Source organism: Novosphingobium sp. BL-S-32 (assembly GCF_056857055.1).
Window position 1 is genome coordinate 402,501 of sequence record NZ_CM166477.1, and the last position, 14,888, is coordinate 417,388.

Genomic DNA, 14,888 nt, shown 5'->3' on the forward strand with positions numbered 1-14,888 from the left:
TCCAGTCTTCGGGCACTCGGCCATCCTTGATCGCCATCTTCTCGGCCTCGGTGTTCCTCTGCTTGGGTGCGGGCACGACCGTGGCGTCGATGATCTGCCCACCCATGGCGAGATAGCCCCGCTCGGTGAGCGCGGCATCGAAGCGAGCGAACAGCCTGTCGATCGCCTTGGCCTTGACCAGCCTCTCGCGGAACAGCCACACCGTCGTTGCGTCCGGCACCGTGCCGTCGAGCCCGAGCCCTAGGAAGCGCTGGAACGACAAGCGATCCTTAATCTGGAACTCGGTGGCCTCGTCGGACAGCGAGTAGAGCGCCTGCAGCACCAGGATCTTGAACATGAGGACCGGATCGAACGGCGGCCTGCCGCCCTTGCCGCGGACACTCCGCCGCAGTGCTGCTACCAACGGACCGCGGAAAACCTCGAAGTCGACGACAGTCGCAAGCCGTTCAAGTGGATCGCCTGCCGCGCTCAACGCCTCGTATCGGTCCGAAAGATCGAAGAAACTCGACTGCCCCGCCATCATCGCCTCCACCGTCGTGCAAAGGCAGTGAATCAGCTCAAGCCGCTAGGCGCCAGCGGTTTTTCGAGGTGTCCAGTCTGGCCGCACTACCAGGTCTCGCAGCGCCGGGCCTGCGCGCTGATCGGCGTCGATCTCAGGGGCACGGTGCCGGATCACGTGTTCTGCCTCGCGATCGCCGCGCATGCGCAAATCATGGTGGGCCTTACTTGCCTGGGCGCACTGTTGGTGAAGCAGACGATTCGTACTGGCGGGACGGCATCGAGATCACGGACGATGCCGCAGCCAGCGCGCAAGACGCGGCCGGTGCCGCGCAAGGCGTGGCGGACGATCTTGCCTCCGCGGATTCATCTCGTGCCTAATGGCCTGAGACGAACCCTTGGGGGGCGCCGGACACCGAGGTCAAATCGGAAGCGACGGGCCTTCCATGATCAAAGCTGCGCCGATGATCATGGACCAAAGCACCGCAGACGAAACCACGATCACGCCAATTTTCGAGCTTGCGGCCTGCCTCATCGGAACCTCACCCACTCATTTCATCGCACACCTAATACGCTTCATCCGGTTAATCCAACCTTATCAACCCGCTAAGGGAAAGTACGTAGGCATGAATGGCCTGTCCGGCCCTGCTATGCTTAGTTCCAGGCGGGTCGCATGAGTTGGGCTCTCGCCACCTCGGCGTTGGCAAGACTGCCCTGTCGTGGCTGCTGGACGCCAAGCGGCCGCCATCCTAATGCTCGCCCACTGCCGGTGGCTATAAAGCGGCAAGCCCGACGCATTCGCCCAGCGTGACGCAGCAAAGGCCGCTTTGGCAAGCGCCCGCGCCGATTTGGCCAAGCAGGTCGCTGCCTCCAAGGCCGCCACCGCATCAGCCGAGCACAAATCACAGGAGATCGCCCACGATGCCCAGACCGCGCATGATGCGCTGCTGGCCGATAATGTGCGGGATTACTTCGCTGCTCCCCGCGTGCGGCAGCCGCCGGAGCCGCTCCCGTCGGCGCCCCTGAAGCTGACGGTGCCACCGTTCGTGCTGGCCCTGCCGACGCCAACCCTCGTGGCGGTCTCCGAAGCCGACCTCAACGCTGCGACGCCACTTTTGCCTATACCCGCAGCGCCTACGAATGGGCACAAAGGTTGATTGCACAGGACTTGGCAACCGCGGCGACCGCCTCCCCGTAGCGGGCGCCGCCGTCGCGACACACAGGCCGGTTCAGCCCCTCGTTTCCTTGCGCCAATCACTCGACCCGGCGGCCTGATGTGCTGTAACCATTTTCCGCAAACACTGGCGGATTGGGCACCACTCGATGTCGCAGGTCGATGTTCGGAGTATGCCCAGTAAAGTGCGACCCAAGCGTTACGTGACCGCCATCACGCGTAATTACTGATCGTTAACTTACGCCTCAGCCAATCGCACGCGACGATACGAATGGTGGTGCACGAGGAAATTCGGTTCTCGCGCATCGAGGAATTGCCCGCCTGGGCTGATATCAAATGGACGTAAGCAATGGATTGGACGCTGCACGACCTAGTTGAACGCAGAAAGAGGATCGCACACCGCCTCCAATTGCTCGAAACCGGCGAAATGCGAGTCCGTTGCCTGAGAAGTGCGAAACTTGACAATTCCGCCGCAATTGATGTTGCCCGCACCCAGATCGCGGCCATTGACGAGGCATTAAATCGGGGAATGGGTTAGTTCGCTCGACTATACGTTGAATACGGGATTCTTTAGTGTGCGATTAAGCTTGCCGTGCACTGGATACGCCGCACAGTTTGCTGAAGCCCGTCGTCAACGTGATGCTGCGCCTCATGACAAACGGCGAGCGCCCGACCGAGGAGTGAGTGCAGCGCGCTACAGCGCGCTCTCCCCCCAACTTGCACGCCATGCGCGACCTGCCTACACCGCCGCCGCGGACGATCTGGTAACGCGAGGCGATCAGAGGGTGGCCAATGAGTGCGACGGTCGCCCTCGCCTGATGAAAAGGCATCGACACGAATTCGGAATGCGGGGATTTACACGACCGAAACCCACGCGAACATTCTACAATGATCATTAAGGCCCTCCTCGAGGGGGCTCATAAGAAACGATGGGGGGGCGCCAATATCTCGCGTTGATAAAACGCGTGATGCGGTGGATTGGCATGTTTAGAAAAATTGAAGAGCGAGTAGACAATTTGGAACGTGTGGCCCTCGAGTGCGAGGGGGCGCAGTTCGCGACGCGCCATCTTCTAGCAATGCTGCTCTCAAGGCTCGACCGGCACGAGGCTGAAGAATCTCTACGGGAGTTGCAACGCACCGGACGCAAGCATCACATTGAACTCGGCGACGAGCGCTTGAACGGGTACCTTGATGAGCTTGATGCAGTGCATCAGGCTGCGTTTGTGGCCAAGGCTGGTCCCATTACGCCATTGCGCGCCGTCGTGTGACATAGAGCTGGCTCCGCCGAACTTCCGGTAGGTCCAGCGGCGATTTCCTCACCCTCCACTCGGAAAAAACGTGCCTTGGATGTGGTGCGCTGCGATCTTCATGCCGCCGCCTCCGGAACATCGATCGCTTACACCTCAACCGATTTGGGTCCGAGGTGCTCATGCGCGGATCGTGCGCAGGTCGAAGCCGCGCCAGACCCGCGTCAACCGGGTCGCGACCTCGACGCCGCCGCCCTTGGGACAGCCCCGCCGGTTAACGACTTGGTGATAGGTTCGGCCCTCGAGTTTCTTGGCCCAGCTCGGCTTGCGCTCACGGAACTCGTGCGACTTCGCGGCAGGGCCGAACGCCATCACCGCCGTCGGCATGATGTCGTTATCGGCGATCGCAACGGCTGAACCGAAGTCGGAAGACCTGAGCGTCTCCGTCATCAAGCCCGGCACCGGGGTGTCGAGCGTCGGGGCGGACGAGAACTTTACCGGCCAGGTGCATGTCCAGGGTCGTTTTCAGCGCGGTGCACCGGCCCGGGTCGGCGGGGCGACCGTGATGTTCGAGCCCGGCGCGCGAACCGCCTGGCATACGCATCCGCTCGGTCAGACGCTGATCGTCACGAGTGGCCACGGCTTTGTGCAGGAATGGGGCCGGCCCGCGCAAGCCCTGGAAACAGGCGACGTCGCCTGGATCCCACCAGGCGTGAAACACTGGCATGGCGCGCCCCTTCCGAGGAAATGACCCATGTCGCGCTTGCCGAAAGCAAGGACGGCAAGTCGGTGATCTGGATGGAGAAGGTCAGCGACGCGCAATACGTGGGCGGCAACGCGGACACAGCCAAGCCATAATCTGCCGCGCGGCCTTTCCCGCGAGGCGAAGCAGACAATTTGAAAGACGGCCCATGCCTCTTGATCTCCGCCGGGGCGGCGTCCTTGGTCCGGATATTCTGCCCGCCGTCGAGAGCGCGTCACGATCAGGGCGGCGGCTGAATCGGTAAGAACACTGCGGTCGCTCGATTTATGGGCCTGGAGCGCCGCCTAGACCATCAGTGCAGCACCTATACCATCCCCGCCGGATTTGGATGCCGCCAAACTAAGCCCTTGCCGTTTCGGCCAAAGGGCTTCGTTCAGCTCTTCTTCCATCTGCGAACAGTCGTCAGCCGCCGTTGCAGCCGGCAAGGCCGGCTTCCGTCGGAGCGGACCAATAATCTCTCCACCCCTCTATAAATGCAGAAGCACGTGAACACGCGAGCGGTACGGGCACTTCGCTCCCTCAATGCGCGCAATTTGATGAGGATGTCAGAGATGAATTTCCAAAGCTCCGCGATGCCTGAGCCGATAATCGAAACGACGGCTCATCCTATGGCCCATCGGGCAGATTGCATCATTGCGCACCCCGGAAGGCTGTGTCCGCGTTGAGGTGATTCCCCAGCCTGTCGTTCAGGCACGGATTGTTCTGCCGGATCATAAATTTCCGTAGTCATGGTTATGAATATCTGCTGGCAGCACCATTCTTTTTAAAGAACGCGCTGCCGAACTTCTTCGATGCTGCGCTCAATAGCGATCCTGATTTTATAGGAAAAATAATGCATAAACCATACAACATCGATGGCGATAAGCATATTTGCCGCGTGCCCGTGGAAATGTTGTTCTGCGAAAGCAACGACTTTATCCATGGTCCGAACGCCTATGCCGAGCGCCCGCCGCTATGGCATCAGCAGCACAATATCACCGACGGCTTACCAATCATGAGCCTACGGTCCCACATCCGGCTTTTCGAAGGCTTCTTCGATCCTTCGCAGCTCGATGTCAGCTATTACGAGAATTGGTGGAACACCACTCATAACACAATGGGTATCGCTCTGCCGCGCAGTGCGGCGGACCAAATTTCCCAGCGCTACGACTATTTCAATTATCTCAATGCACGTTATGCGGAAAATGGCATTGAAGACGAAGCCTTTCTTCTTGAGGGCGAATATGATGCATCGACCGGCCGCTTCATTCTGCGGGATGGCCATCATCGGACCTGCTATTTGATTGCGCGCCGCGAACGTTGGGCCAATGTTCGCATGTCGCGTTCATCCTTCTCGGCGTTATTCGAGCCATCCATCGGTGAGCGCGTGCGCAACCATGTCGACCAGATCGGCTATAACCAACCTTACGCTCCCATCGAGCATCCACAATTCCATATCCCCTTTGCCTATCGGGACAATTTCTTTCCGAACCGGCTCAGCTGCATAGCCGACACGCTCGGCTATATCCGGCCAGCGAGCGTATTGGATATCGGCTGCAACGCCGGATATTTTTCCCGCCATTTCAGCCGTATGGGCGCGCACGTCGTTGGTGTGGAGCCGCAAGATTGCCACTTCAGCACCGCTTCGATCCTCAATGAACTTTTCAACACGCAATGTGATTTTCGGCAGGATACCGCAGAAAACGTCGATTTGGGCGACCAGGTATTCGAAGTCGCGATCATGCTGACTGTACTATATCATTTCCTCGATAAGGGTGACACGGCAGTCAAGATCGCCAAAAAGATCGATAGTCATGTGTCGCACTTCGTGTTTTGGGAATCCGGCTCCGACGCCGCCCGCGAAATCGAATTCATGAAGCGACATACCGGCTTTAGTGCCTATCGCCGCCTGCGCATGACCAGTGGGACCGGCCGTGTTCGCGAATTAGGCGTATTTGCTCGCGAGTCCGATACGATCGATAATCTTCTGGCCTTCAACCCCTATCACCAGATCATGCTCGCACATACCCATTGAAGATCGCGATGATCCGTGCTGCGCCTGCCGCTCCGTTTGCCGTCTCAGGGGGAACACCATAGCAGAATGACGGACCTTTCGGGGGGCAGGTCAATGAGGATCAGCACCGGTCCTTGAGAAACGGACAGATTGTGCAGCGCAAAAAAAGACGCTTGCGAGGTCGTTTCTCATCTGACAAACATTGGCCGGCTTAGGAGCCATTCCGCAACGATGCGGCGTCGGTTCCCAGATTACCATCAATTTTGAAATGGCAACGGCGCCATCGATCCACCTGTTAGGGTGATGATCGATGGCGCCTTTTTCGTGCGGAAGGCAGGCGTGAATCGCAAGACCGTCAAAAGCGTTTGCCCCTATTGCGGCGTCGGCTGCGGCATCGTCATGGACGTGGCCGACGGTCGGATCGTCAAGGTGACCGGCGACAAGAGCCATCCGACCAACTTCGGCCGTCTCTGCACGAAGGGAAGCAGTTGCAACGTCCCCGTCACCGCGCCCGGGCGCGCGGATGCTGCCTATTTCCGCATTGCCGGCGGCACGGATCAGGGCATCATTCCCATGACCGAGGCGATCAATCGGACCGCCAGCGGCCTGCGCGCGATTATCGACCGGGATGGGCCCGATGCCGTGTCCCTCTACGTTTCCGGGCAAATGTCGCTGGAAGCGCAGTATCTTGCCAACAAGCTTTGCAAGGGCTTCATCGGCACCAACAATATCGAGAGCAATTCGCGGCTCTGCATGGCCAGCGCCGCCAGCGGCTATAAGCTGTCGATTGGCGCCGATGGGCCTCCCGGGTCCTATCAGGATTTCGACAAGGCGGACCTGTTCTTCGTTATCGGCGCGAATATGGCGGACTGCCATCCGATCCTGTTCCTGCGCATGATGGACCGGGTGAAGGCTGGGGCGAAGCTGATCGTCGTCGATCCGCGCCGTAATGCCACGGCAGACAAGGCGGACTTGTTCATGCAAATCCGGCCCGGCACCGATCTCGCACTGCTCAATGGTCTGCTGCACCTGCTGGTTGCTTCTGGCGGCATCGATAGCGAGTTTATCGCCCGGTTCACGCAAGGCTGGGAGGCAATGCCGGACTTTCTGGCGGACTATGCGCCGGAACGCGTGTCCGAAGTGACCGGCATTCCCGAGGCGGATCTGCGCCGGGCTGCCGAGTGGATCGGCGCGGCGGGCGAGTGGATGACCTGCTGGACCATGGGCCTGAACCAGAGCACCCACGGCACTTGGAACACCAATGCGATCTGCAACCTGCACCTCGCCACCGGGGCGATCTGTCGTCCCGGCAGCGGGCCGTTCTCGCTGACGGGACAGCCGAATGCGATGGGCGGGCGCGAAATGGGCTATATGGGCCCGGGCCTACCGGGCCAGCGCGCAACCACCAGCGAAGCCGACCGTCATTTAGTGGAGGACGTATGGGGCGTGGCCAGAGGCACGCTCCGCACCGAAACCGGCGCGGGAACGGTCGCGATGTTCGAGGATATGGCGGCAGGGCGCATCAAGGCGTGCTGGATCATCTGCACCAACCCGGTTGCCAGCGTATCTAATCGCAAGACGGTAATCGCCGGGCTTGAGGCCGCCGAACTGGTGATCAGTCAGGACGTCTACGTCGATACCGAAACGAACCGCTACGCCGACATCATCCTGCCGGGGGCGCTCTGGGCAGAGGCCGAGGGGGTGATGATCAATTCTGAGCGCAATCTGACGCTGATGCAAAAGGCCGTCGATCCCCCGGGAGAGGCAATGGCGGACTGGGAGATCATTGCCCGCGTGGCCTGCGCGATGGGTTATGCCGACGCCTTCACATATGCCTCAGCGGCGGAGGTTTTTGAGGAAATCCGCCAGTTCCAGAACATGCGAACTGGATACGACATTCGCGGCGCCAGCTACGAACGGTTGCGGCAAGGCGCCATGCAATGGCCCTGTCCGCCGGAAACGGAGAACGACCGCAATCCCATCCGCTATCTGAACGACGGCATCTCTCAGACCCTTCGCGTGGAGCAAGATGGCTCCCAGCCGCGCATCGCGTTCCCGACCGAAAGCGGAAAGGCCCATTTCCTGCCGCGCCCGCACATGCCCGCTGCCGAGATGCCGGACGAAGAATTTCCGCTGGTCCTGAACACCGGACGCCTCCAGCACCAGTGGCATACCCTGACCAAGACCGGGAAAGTGCCCACGCTTAACAAGCTCAATCCCGGGCCATTCATCGAAATCCACCCGGAGGACGCGGCGTCGCTGGGTATCGGGGAGCGGGATCAGGTGGAAGTGAGGTCGCGGCGCGGACGGGCGGTGCTGCCGGCACTCGTCACCAACCGGGTTCGCCCGGGCAACTGCTTCGCGCCGTTTCACTGGAACGACGTTTTCGGCGACGACCTTGCCATCAATGCCGTGACCAGCGACGCGGTGGACCCGATATCGCTGCAGCCCGAATTCAAGTTTTCCGCCGTCGCACTGATGCGGGTGTCCGGCTCCGCCGAAACTGAAACCGTTCAGCACACGGCCGAAGCGCAAGGCGCAGGCTGCGCGCCTTCTTCGCCATCGTTTTCGGGGTATTCGCCCATGCAACAGGCCGCCGTTGACGTTTTCGAACGCGTAATGGGGCTGGAAGCTGCACAGCCGCCGCGTCTTTCCGATGAGGAAAGAGCCTATCTCACGGGCTTCACATCCGGCCTGCGATCGCTGGAAACCCTGCCTGCGCGCGACGTGCCCCTCGTCCCGCAAGGTTCCCCGTTCGATCCGGAGCGGCGGCACTATGTGAACGGATTGCTGGCCGGTCTCTTCGCGCGGGCACCTCTCCCCGATGGAAACGAAGCGCCCGTCGCCCCGTCATCGGGCCATTCTCAATCGAGTGAGATTCTACTGCTCTGGGCCTCGCAAACCGGCAATGTCGAAACTTTCGCCCAGGCCTGCGCCGGCCGGTTGAAACAGGCACGGCACGATGTTCGGCTGCTGGCCATGGATGCGGTGAAACCCGCCGAACTGGCCGATGCCGACACGGTGCTGCTGATCGCAAGCACGTTCGGGGACGGCGATGCGCCGGACAATGGCGGGCAGTTCTGGTCGGCCCTCACCGAAGCGGCGGCTCCGCGCCTTGAAGGCCTGCGCTATTCCGTCCTTGCGTTCGGCGATTCCAGCTATGACCAGTTCTGCGGCTTCGGGCGTAAACTCGATGCGCGACTTGAGGAACTGGGCGCGGCAAGGCTAGCCCCCCGCATCGATTGCGAGCCTGATTACGAAGAGGCCGCTGCCTCCTGGATCGCGAGTACTCTGGCCGCGCTTCAGCCGGATAGTGCTCCCGATGCCGGATCTGCGCCCGCGCCGACTCGCATCTTAGAGATGGCGGAGCAGCCAGTTGCCGAAGCCGTCGCAGCTGCCGTCTATTCGCGAAAGACGCCGCTGAGGACCGCGCTTTCGCGCAATATCCTGCTGAGCGGAGCGGGGGCTGCGAAGGAGGTCCGTCAGCTCGGTTTCGACCTGACCGGGCGGGATTTCACGTACAAGGCCGGGGACTCATTGGGTGTCTGGCCGGTAAACTGCCCCACGCTGGCCGCCGAAATACTGAACGTCCTCGATCTCTCCGCCGAAGCGCCCGTGGCGGTCAAACAGGTCGGCGAGATGGCACTTTTCGACGCGCTCATCCGGCATTGGGATATTGCCCGGCTCAACCGCAGTATCCTCGAACTGATCGCGGAGCGCTGCCCGGATGCGTCCTTTGCGCCCCTGCTCGATCCCGACCGGAAGCCGGAATTCGACCGGTGGCTATGGGGGCGCCAGATCGCCGACGTTCTGCAAGAAACCGGCGTCCGTCTGAGCCCCGGCGATCTGGGGCAGGTCATGCGTCCGCTGCAGCCCCGCTTCTATTCGATCGCGTCCAGCCCCCACGCGCAGGTGGACGAAGTGCAATTGACGGTATCGACAGTGCGCTATTCCTGCGAAGGCCGCAGTCGCCACGGCGTATGTTCGGCATTCATGGCCGACCGGGCACAGGACGCCGATGTCGGCATTTTCCTCCAGCCCGCCGCGCATTTCCATCCGCCGGCCGATCCTGCACGCGGCGCGATCATGGTTGGCCCAGGCACCGGCATCGCCCCGTTCCGGGGTTTCCTGCACGACCGCCAGGCCCGCGGCGCGAAGGGACGCAACTGGCTTTTCTTCGGCGAGCAGCACGCCGCGACGGACTTCTATTACCGCGAAGAGATCGAAGAATGGCGCCGGACCGGCCATCTCGACCGGCTCAGCCTGGCCTTCTCGCGCGATCAGGCAGAGAAAATCTATGTCCAGCACCGGATGCAGGAAGAAGGCGCGGAACTCTGGCGATGGCTGGACGGCGGCGCCCATTTCTATGTCTGTGGGGAAGCCGGACGCATGGCCAAGGATGTCGACAAGGCGCTGAAGCAGATCGTTGCCAGACATGGCGGCATGAGCGGCGAGGACGCGAGCGACTATGTGGCGCAGATGCAAAGCGAAAAGCGCTATGTCCGCGATGTCTACTGAACCGGGGAATACATTGCGGCCGATGATCCGGATCGATCGTTGACATGCCCGAACCACTCAACGATCAGCAACGCCGAAATGCCGGGGGCGGGACATGAGAATCGTCATCATCGATGACAGCGGCTTGCGGGCAACCGTCCTTGAGGAGGGGCTGCGCGAGGCAGGCTACGACGATATTCACATCGTCCCCCCGCGCGGCGCTTTCGTCGCGCGGCTGGAGCGCATGGCGCCCGATGTCGTACTGATGGACCTTGGCAGTCCCAGCCGCGATACGCTGGAGGAAATGCTTTCGGTCAGCCGCGCGCTGGCGCGGCCCATCGCCATGTTCGTCGATCAATCGGACGAGGCGATGATCGGCGCCGCCATCGACGCAGGCGTTTCGGCCTATGTGGTCGACGGCCTGCGCAAGGAACGGGTGAAGCCGGTGCTGGAACTGGCGGTGCGGCGCTTCAACGCCTTCTCGAAGATGCAGACCGAGCTGGAGGAAGCGCGCACGGCGCTGGCCGATCGCAAGGTGCTGGATCGCGCGAAATCGATCCTGATGAACCAGCGCGGCCTTTCGGAGCAGGACGCCTATGGCCTGCTGCGCAGCAGCGCGATGAACCAGGGCAAGAAGATCGTAGACGTGGCGCAGGCGCTGATTACCGCCAGCGACCTTCTGGGAGGCGGACTATGACGACCAACCTTCGTATCGCCTTCCTGCCGCTGAACGACGTGGCCGTGCTCGCTGTCGCCCGTGAAAATGGCTTTGCCGAGGAAGAGGGCATCGCGCTCGACCTCGTTCGCACCACGAGCTGGGCCACGCTGCGCGACCGGCTGGTCTATGGTCAGGTGCAGGCGGCGCATATGCTGGCCCCGCTGGCCGTCGCGGTGACGCTGGGGCTCAGCCAGCAGCCCGCCGCATTGGCCGCGCCTTACAAGCTGGGCGTCAACGGCAACATGCTGGTGATGGCGCGCGATTTTGCGGCCGCGCTGGAGCCCGATCCGGCGCGGCGGCTTGCCGATCCGGTGGGTACGGCGCACGACTTTGCCTCTGCCATCGGCCTGTGGCGACGCAAGCCGGTAATCGGCGTGGTGCACCGCTTCTCCAGCCATGCCCTGATGCTGCGCTACTGGCTGGCCAGCGCGGGTATCGATCCCGATCGCGACGTGGTGCTGCGCGTATTGCCGCCCTCGCTCACCGGCGAGGCGATCCACGCGGGGGAGATCGACGGGTTCATCGCCGGTGAACCGTGGGGCAGCGCCGCCATCGATTCCGGCCGGGCCGAGGCGGTGGCCATCGGAGAGCGGATCTGGCAGCGCGGGGTCGAGAAAGTGCTGGCCTTCCGCGAGACGTGGCTGGACGAGAACCCGGAGACGGCCGACCGACTGCTGCGTGCGCTGGCTCGGGCCGCTGCCTGGTGCGATGAGCCCGCCAATCACGAGGCGCTGGCGGACCTGCTGGCCGATGCGCGCTATGTGAACCAGCCTGCCGATCTGATCCTGCGCGCGCTGTCGGGCCGGATCATTCCGCGCGCGGGCGATGCCGCCGTCGCTGCACCGGATTTCGTGCTGTTTTCGCGTGAGGCCACGTCGTTTCCGTGGCGCAGTCAGGCGCTGTGGATCTACTCCCAGCTGGTGCGTTGGGGCATGGTCGAACATTCGCCCGAAAACGCCGCGAAAGCCGGCGCGGTGTTTCGTCCCGACGTGTTCCGCCGCGCCCTTGCTGGCAGCGACGTGCCGATGCCGGGAGCTAGCATGAAACTGGAAGGCGCCGTGGCCAGCCCGCTGGCGGTCGGTTCGCGCAAGGGCGACCTGACGCTCGGCGCCGATCGCTTCTTCGACGGCCGGGTGTTCGATCCTGATCGGATCGACGAATATCTGAAGGGCTTTTCGCAGTCGCACTGAAAGCGGCCGAAATTTTGTGCCTTGCAACATAAGGCGAATCGTCTGATGATGCAGATCTCACGCGAAGGCGCGTGATCATATCTGGATGCGCCGCTTCAACGGTGGAGCGCCATCCTCACCGAAATTCGCAGCAAAGCCGCTGACCGGTCTCACCCAAGGGTGACGTCCGGCCTGCGGCTTTTTTCGTGTCCGTTTTACGGGGGACTTACGATGGCAACCGCTTACTGGAAACGTGACGGAGAGGCCGCGCCGGCCGAAGATACACTGGCCAAAGATACACCTGAGGCCGCCCCGGCGACGAGCTTCTGGAAAGCCGGTCATGCGCCGACGCTGATCGCCGCCTTTCTCTATTTCGATCTGGCCTTCATGGTCTGGGTCCTGCTGGGCCCGCTGGCGCCGGAAATTTCGAAGACGCTTGGCCTGACGCCCGCCGAAAAGGGCCTGATGGTGGCAGTGCCGACGCTTGCCGGTGCCTTGCTGCGCGTGGTCAACGGGCTGCTGGTGGACCGCATCGGCCCCAAGCGTTCCGGCGCGATCAGCCAGTTGATCGTGATCGCGGGCCTGTTCACGGCATGGTTCGTGGGCGTGAACAGCTTCGGCGGCACGCTGGCGCTGGGCGTGATCCTTGGCTTTGCCGGAGCCAGCTTTGCCATCGCCCTGCCGCTTGCCAGCCGCTGGTATCCGGCCGAGCACCAGGGCAAAGCGATGGGGCTTGCCGGAATGGGCAATTCGGGCACCGTGCTGGCATCGCTTTTCGCACCGATGCTGGCCAAGACCTTCGGCTGGAACGCGGTGCTGGGCCTTGCCTGCATACCGCTTTCGGTGGTTCTGGTGGTCTATCTGATCCTTGCCAAGGATGCGCCCAACCAGCCGCCGCCGCGCAAGCTGGTCGATTACTTCGGGCCGCTGAAACAGGCCGACGCATGGTGGCTGATGGGCTTTTATGCCGTGACGTTCGGCGGTTTCGTGGGCCTTGCCGCCTCGCTGCCGATCTACTTCACCGACCAGTTCGGGCTTACCTCCATCACGGCCGGCTATTGCACTGCGGGCTGCGTGTTCGCCGGATCGCTGGTGCGCCCGATGGGCGGCGCGCTGGCCGACCGCATCGGCGGCGTGAAGGCGCTGATGATGGTCTATGCGGTCGCGGCCGTCGCGCTGGTCGGGGTGGCGCAGGCCCACTCGCTGCCGGGCGCGCTCGGCATGTTCGTGCTGGCCATGCTGGCGCTGGGCACCGGTAACGGATCGGTCTTCCAGCTCGTGCCGCAGCGTTTTCAGGCGGAGATCGGCGTGATGACCGGGCTGGTCGGCATGGCGGGCGGGATCGGCGGGTTCTACCTGGCCAGCTCGCTGGGCCTTGCCAAGCAGATGACCGGCAGCTTCGCGCCCGGTTTCCTGATCTTCGCGGGGCTCGCCGTGGCTGCTCAGGCAGGCGTGGCTCTGGTCAAGACCCGCTGGCGCGCCAACTGGAAGACCGGCGCGCGTATCTGATCGGAGAGGGAGGCGGCGGACGGACCGATAGGGTCCGTACCGCCGCCCAATTACTTTCCCAGGGGGGAAACATCCAATGCGATATCTGTTGGGAACGGCGGTCGCCATGACCGCCGCGATGTCTTGCGCCGGCTCTGCTCATGCCGATGAAGTGGTGCTGAAGCCCGTGGCCGAGGCGCGGGTTCGCTATGAGCATGTCGATCAGGATGGACTGGACGCCTCCGCCGATGCCCTGACGCTGCGCGTTCGCGGCGGGGCTTCGGCGGCGAGCGGCCCGCTGAGCGCTACCGTCGTTGCGCAAGGCACACTGGCGGCAGTGGGCGATTACTACGATGGTCTTCACGGCGCCGCTACCCGGCCGTTGGTCGCCGATCCGCAGAATGTGGCGCTTTATCTGGCGCAGCTTCAATACAGGACGCCGATCATCGCGCTCACTGCCGGGCGGCAGAAAATCGCGCTGGATGACGAGCGTTTCGTCGGAAATGTCGGTTTTCGTGACAATGCGCAGACGTTCGATGCCGTGCGGGCCGAAGTGATGCCGCTGAAGGGGTTGAAGCTCGATCTGTCCTATGCGTGGAGCGTGCGCACGATCTGGGGCGTCGATGGACACGGCGCGCGTCCGCAGGCCGCGGGCGGGAACAATGTGTTCGCGAACCTGTCCTTGGCGACACCTATCGGTACATTGACCGGCTTTGGCTACCTCGGCGATCAGGACGAGGCGGCTGTGCAGGGATACAGACTGTCCAGCCAGACTTATGGCGCACGATTGGTGGGCAGTCGTGCCCTCTCCACTGAGGTGAAACTCTCCTGGCAAGCGAGTTATGCTCGCCAGTTCGACTGGCATCGCAATCCGGACGACTATCATGCTGATTATTGGCTGGCGGATGCCACGCTCGATGCGAAGGGCTGGAAACTGAATGCCGGATACGAAGTTCTCGGTGCCGGCGGCAGCCCGGATGGCGGCAAGCCCTTCACCAGCTTTCAGACCCCGCTTGGCACCAATTTCAAGTTTCAGGGGTGGGCCGACAAGTTCCTGACCACGCCTGCGAACGGCGTGCGCGATCTCTATTTCGGCGGCGGTTATGGCTGGAAGCAGCTGGGGCCGTTTTCGGCGGTTGGGCTGCAAGGCTCATGGCATCGTTTCGAAAGCGACCGCCTTGGCCAGCACTATGGCAATGAGGTCGATCTTCTCGCATCTGCGAAGCTGCGCAGGACGACTTTATCGCTGCGCTATGCCCGTTACGACGCCCGAGAAATGGCGACAGATACCGATAAGTACTGGATTCAATTGGACTGGGCTTATTGATCAGGAGGCATGAC

At 62.2% G+C, this 14,888-nt stretch carries 11 protein-coding genes (1 of these 11 only partly in view); 9 read left to right on the forward strand and 2 right to left on the reverse strand.

Annotated features, from left to right (window positions below; all coding sequences use genetic code 11):
• A protein-coding gene (locus tag AC1VVK_RS18650; protein ID WP_482906738.1) for an IS5 family transposase crosses the window boundary here: on the reverse strand, nt 1-520 show its 5' portion. It extends 563 nt beyond the left edge of the window; only the first 520 of its 1,083 coding nucleotides appear in the window; the start codon lies at nt 518-520; its stop codon lies beyond the left edge, outside the window.
• Nucleotides 521-1,325: 805 nt separating this feature from the next.
• Between AC1VVK_RS18650 and AC1VVK_RS18655 the strand changes: the two genes are divergently transcribed.
• Nucleotides 1,326-1,655, forward strand: a complete 330-nt coding sequence (locus AC1VVK_RS18655; protein WP_482906276.1) for a hypothetical protein — start codon at nt 1,326-1,328, stop codon at nt 1,653-1,655.
• Between the two features lie 946 nt (nt 1,656-2,601).
• Nucleotides 2,602-2,940 carry a hypothetical protein gene (locus tag AC1VVK_RS18660; protein ID WP_482906277.1) on the forward strand — a complete coding sequence of 113 codons (339 nt, stop codon included), beginning with the start codon at nt 2,602-2,604 and terminating at the stop codon, nt 2,938-2,940.
• A gap of 159 nt (nt 2,941-3,099) precedes the next feature.
• Here the strand turns inward: AC1VVK_RS18660 and AC1VVK_RS18665 are convergent, their stop codons facing one another.
• A complete protein-coding gene (locus AC1VVK_RS18665) occupies nt 3,100-3,306 on the reverse strand; it encodes a hypothetical protein (protein ID WP_482906278.1) in 207 nt (68 codons plus the stop codon).
• On the opposite strand from AC1VVK_RS18665, the gene AC1VVK_RS18670 reads away from it, so the two are divergent.
• The 7 genes from AC1VVK_RS18670 (at nt 3,305) to AC1VVK_RS18700 (ending at nt 14,874) form a co-directional block, all read left to right on the forward strand.
• Nucleotides 3,305-3,670 (forward strand): cupin domain-containing protein, encoded by a 366-nt coding sequence (locus tag AC1VVK_RS18670; RefSeq protein WP_482906279.1) that lies wholly within the window; start codon nt 3,305-3,307, stop codon nt 3,668-3,670. The genes AC1VVK_RS18665 and AC1VVK_RS18670 overlap by 2 nt on opposite strands.
• 709 nt (nt 3,671-4,379) lie before the next feature.
• Nucleotides 4,380-5,696 carry a class I SAM-dependent methyltransferase gene (locus tag AC1VVK_RS18675; RefSeq protein ID WP_482906280.1) on the forward strand — a complete coding sequence of 439 codons (1,317 nt, stop codon included), beginning with the start codon at nt 4,380-4,382 and terminating at the stop codon, nt 5,694-5,696.
• A 318-nt stretch (nt 5,697-6,014) separates the two neighbouring features.
• Nucleotides 6,015-10,193 carry a bifunctional nitrate reductase/sulfite reductase flavoprotein subunit alpha gene (locus AC1VVK_RS18680; protein WP_482906281.1) on the forward strand — a complete coding sequence of 1,393 codons (4,179 nt, stop codon included), beginning with the start codon at nt 6,015-6,017 and terminating at the stop codon, nt 10,191-10,193.
• 94 nt (nt 10,194-10,287) lie between these two features.
• Entirely contained in the window at nt 10,288-10,869 is a 582-nt protein-coding gene (locus tag AC1VVK_RS18685) for an ANTAR domain-containing response regulator (RefSeq protein WP_132391466.1), read from the forward strand.
• The gene (locus AC1VVK_RS18690; RefSeq protein WP_482906282.1) at nt 10,866-12,080 is read left to right on the forward strand and encodes a CmpA/NrtA family ABC transporter substrate-binding protein; all 1,215 of its coding nucleotides are present in this window, start codon (nt 10,866-10,868) and stop codon (nt 12,078-12,080) included. Before AC1VVK_RS18685 ends, AC1VVK_RS18690 begins: the two co-directional genes overlap by 4 nt.
• A gap of 210 nt (nt 12,081-12,290) precedes the next feature.
• Complete coding sequence (locus AC1VVK_RS18695; RefSeq protein ID WP_482906283.1) at nt 12,291-13,568, forward strand: nitrate/nitrite transporter; 1,278 nt, start codon at nt 12,291-12,293, stop codon at nt 13,566-13,568.
• Nucleotides 13,569-13,644: 76 nt separating this feature from the next.
• Nucleotides 13,645-14,874, forward strand: coding sequence for a hypothetical protein (locus AC1VVK_RS18700; RefSeq protein ID WP_482906284.1), 1,230 nt, complete (start codon nt 13,645-13,647; stop codon nt 14,872-14,874).
• Nucleotides 14,875-14,888: the final 14 nt, after the last annotated feature.

Bases quoted from the DNA above. Each gene is read 5' to 3' on its own strand.
- AC1VVK_RS18660 (WP_482906277.1), top strand. From the start codon at position 2,602: ATGGGGGGGCGCCAATATCTCGCGTTGATAAAACGCGTGATGCGGTGG.
- AC1VVK_RS18670 (WP_482906279.1), top strand. From the start codon at position 3,305: ATGATGTCGTTATCGGCGATCGCAACGGCTGAACCGAAGTCGGAAGAC.
- AC1VVK_RS18665 (WP_482906278.1), bottom strand. From the start codon at position 3,306: ATGCCGACGGCGGTGATGGCGTTCGGCCCTGCCGCGAAGTCGCACGAG.
- AC1VVK_RS18685 (WP_132391466.1), top strand. From the start codon at position 10,288: ATGAGAATCGTCATCATCGATGACAGCGGCTTGCGGGCAACCGTCCTT.
- AC1VVK_RS18690 (WP_482906282.1), top strand. From the start codon at position 10,866: ATGACGACCAACCTTCGTATCGCCTTCCTGCCGCTGAACGACGTGGCC.
- AC1VVK_RS18695 (WP_482906283.1), top strand. From the start codon at position 12,291: ATGGCAACCGCTTACTGGAAACGTGACGGAGAGGCCGCGCCGGCCGAA.
- AC1VVK_RS18700 (WP_482906284.1), top strand. From the start codon at position 13,645: ATGCGATATCTGTTGGGAACGGCGGTCGCCATGACCGCCGCGATGTCT.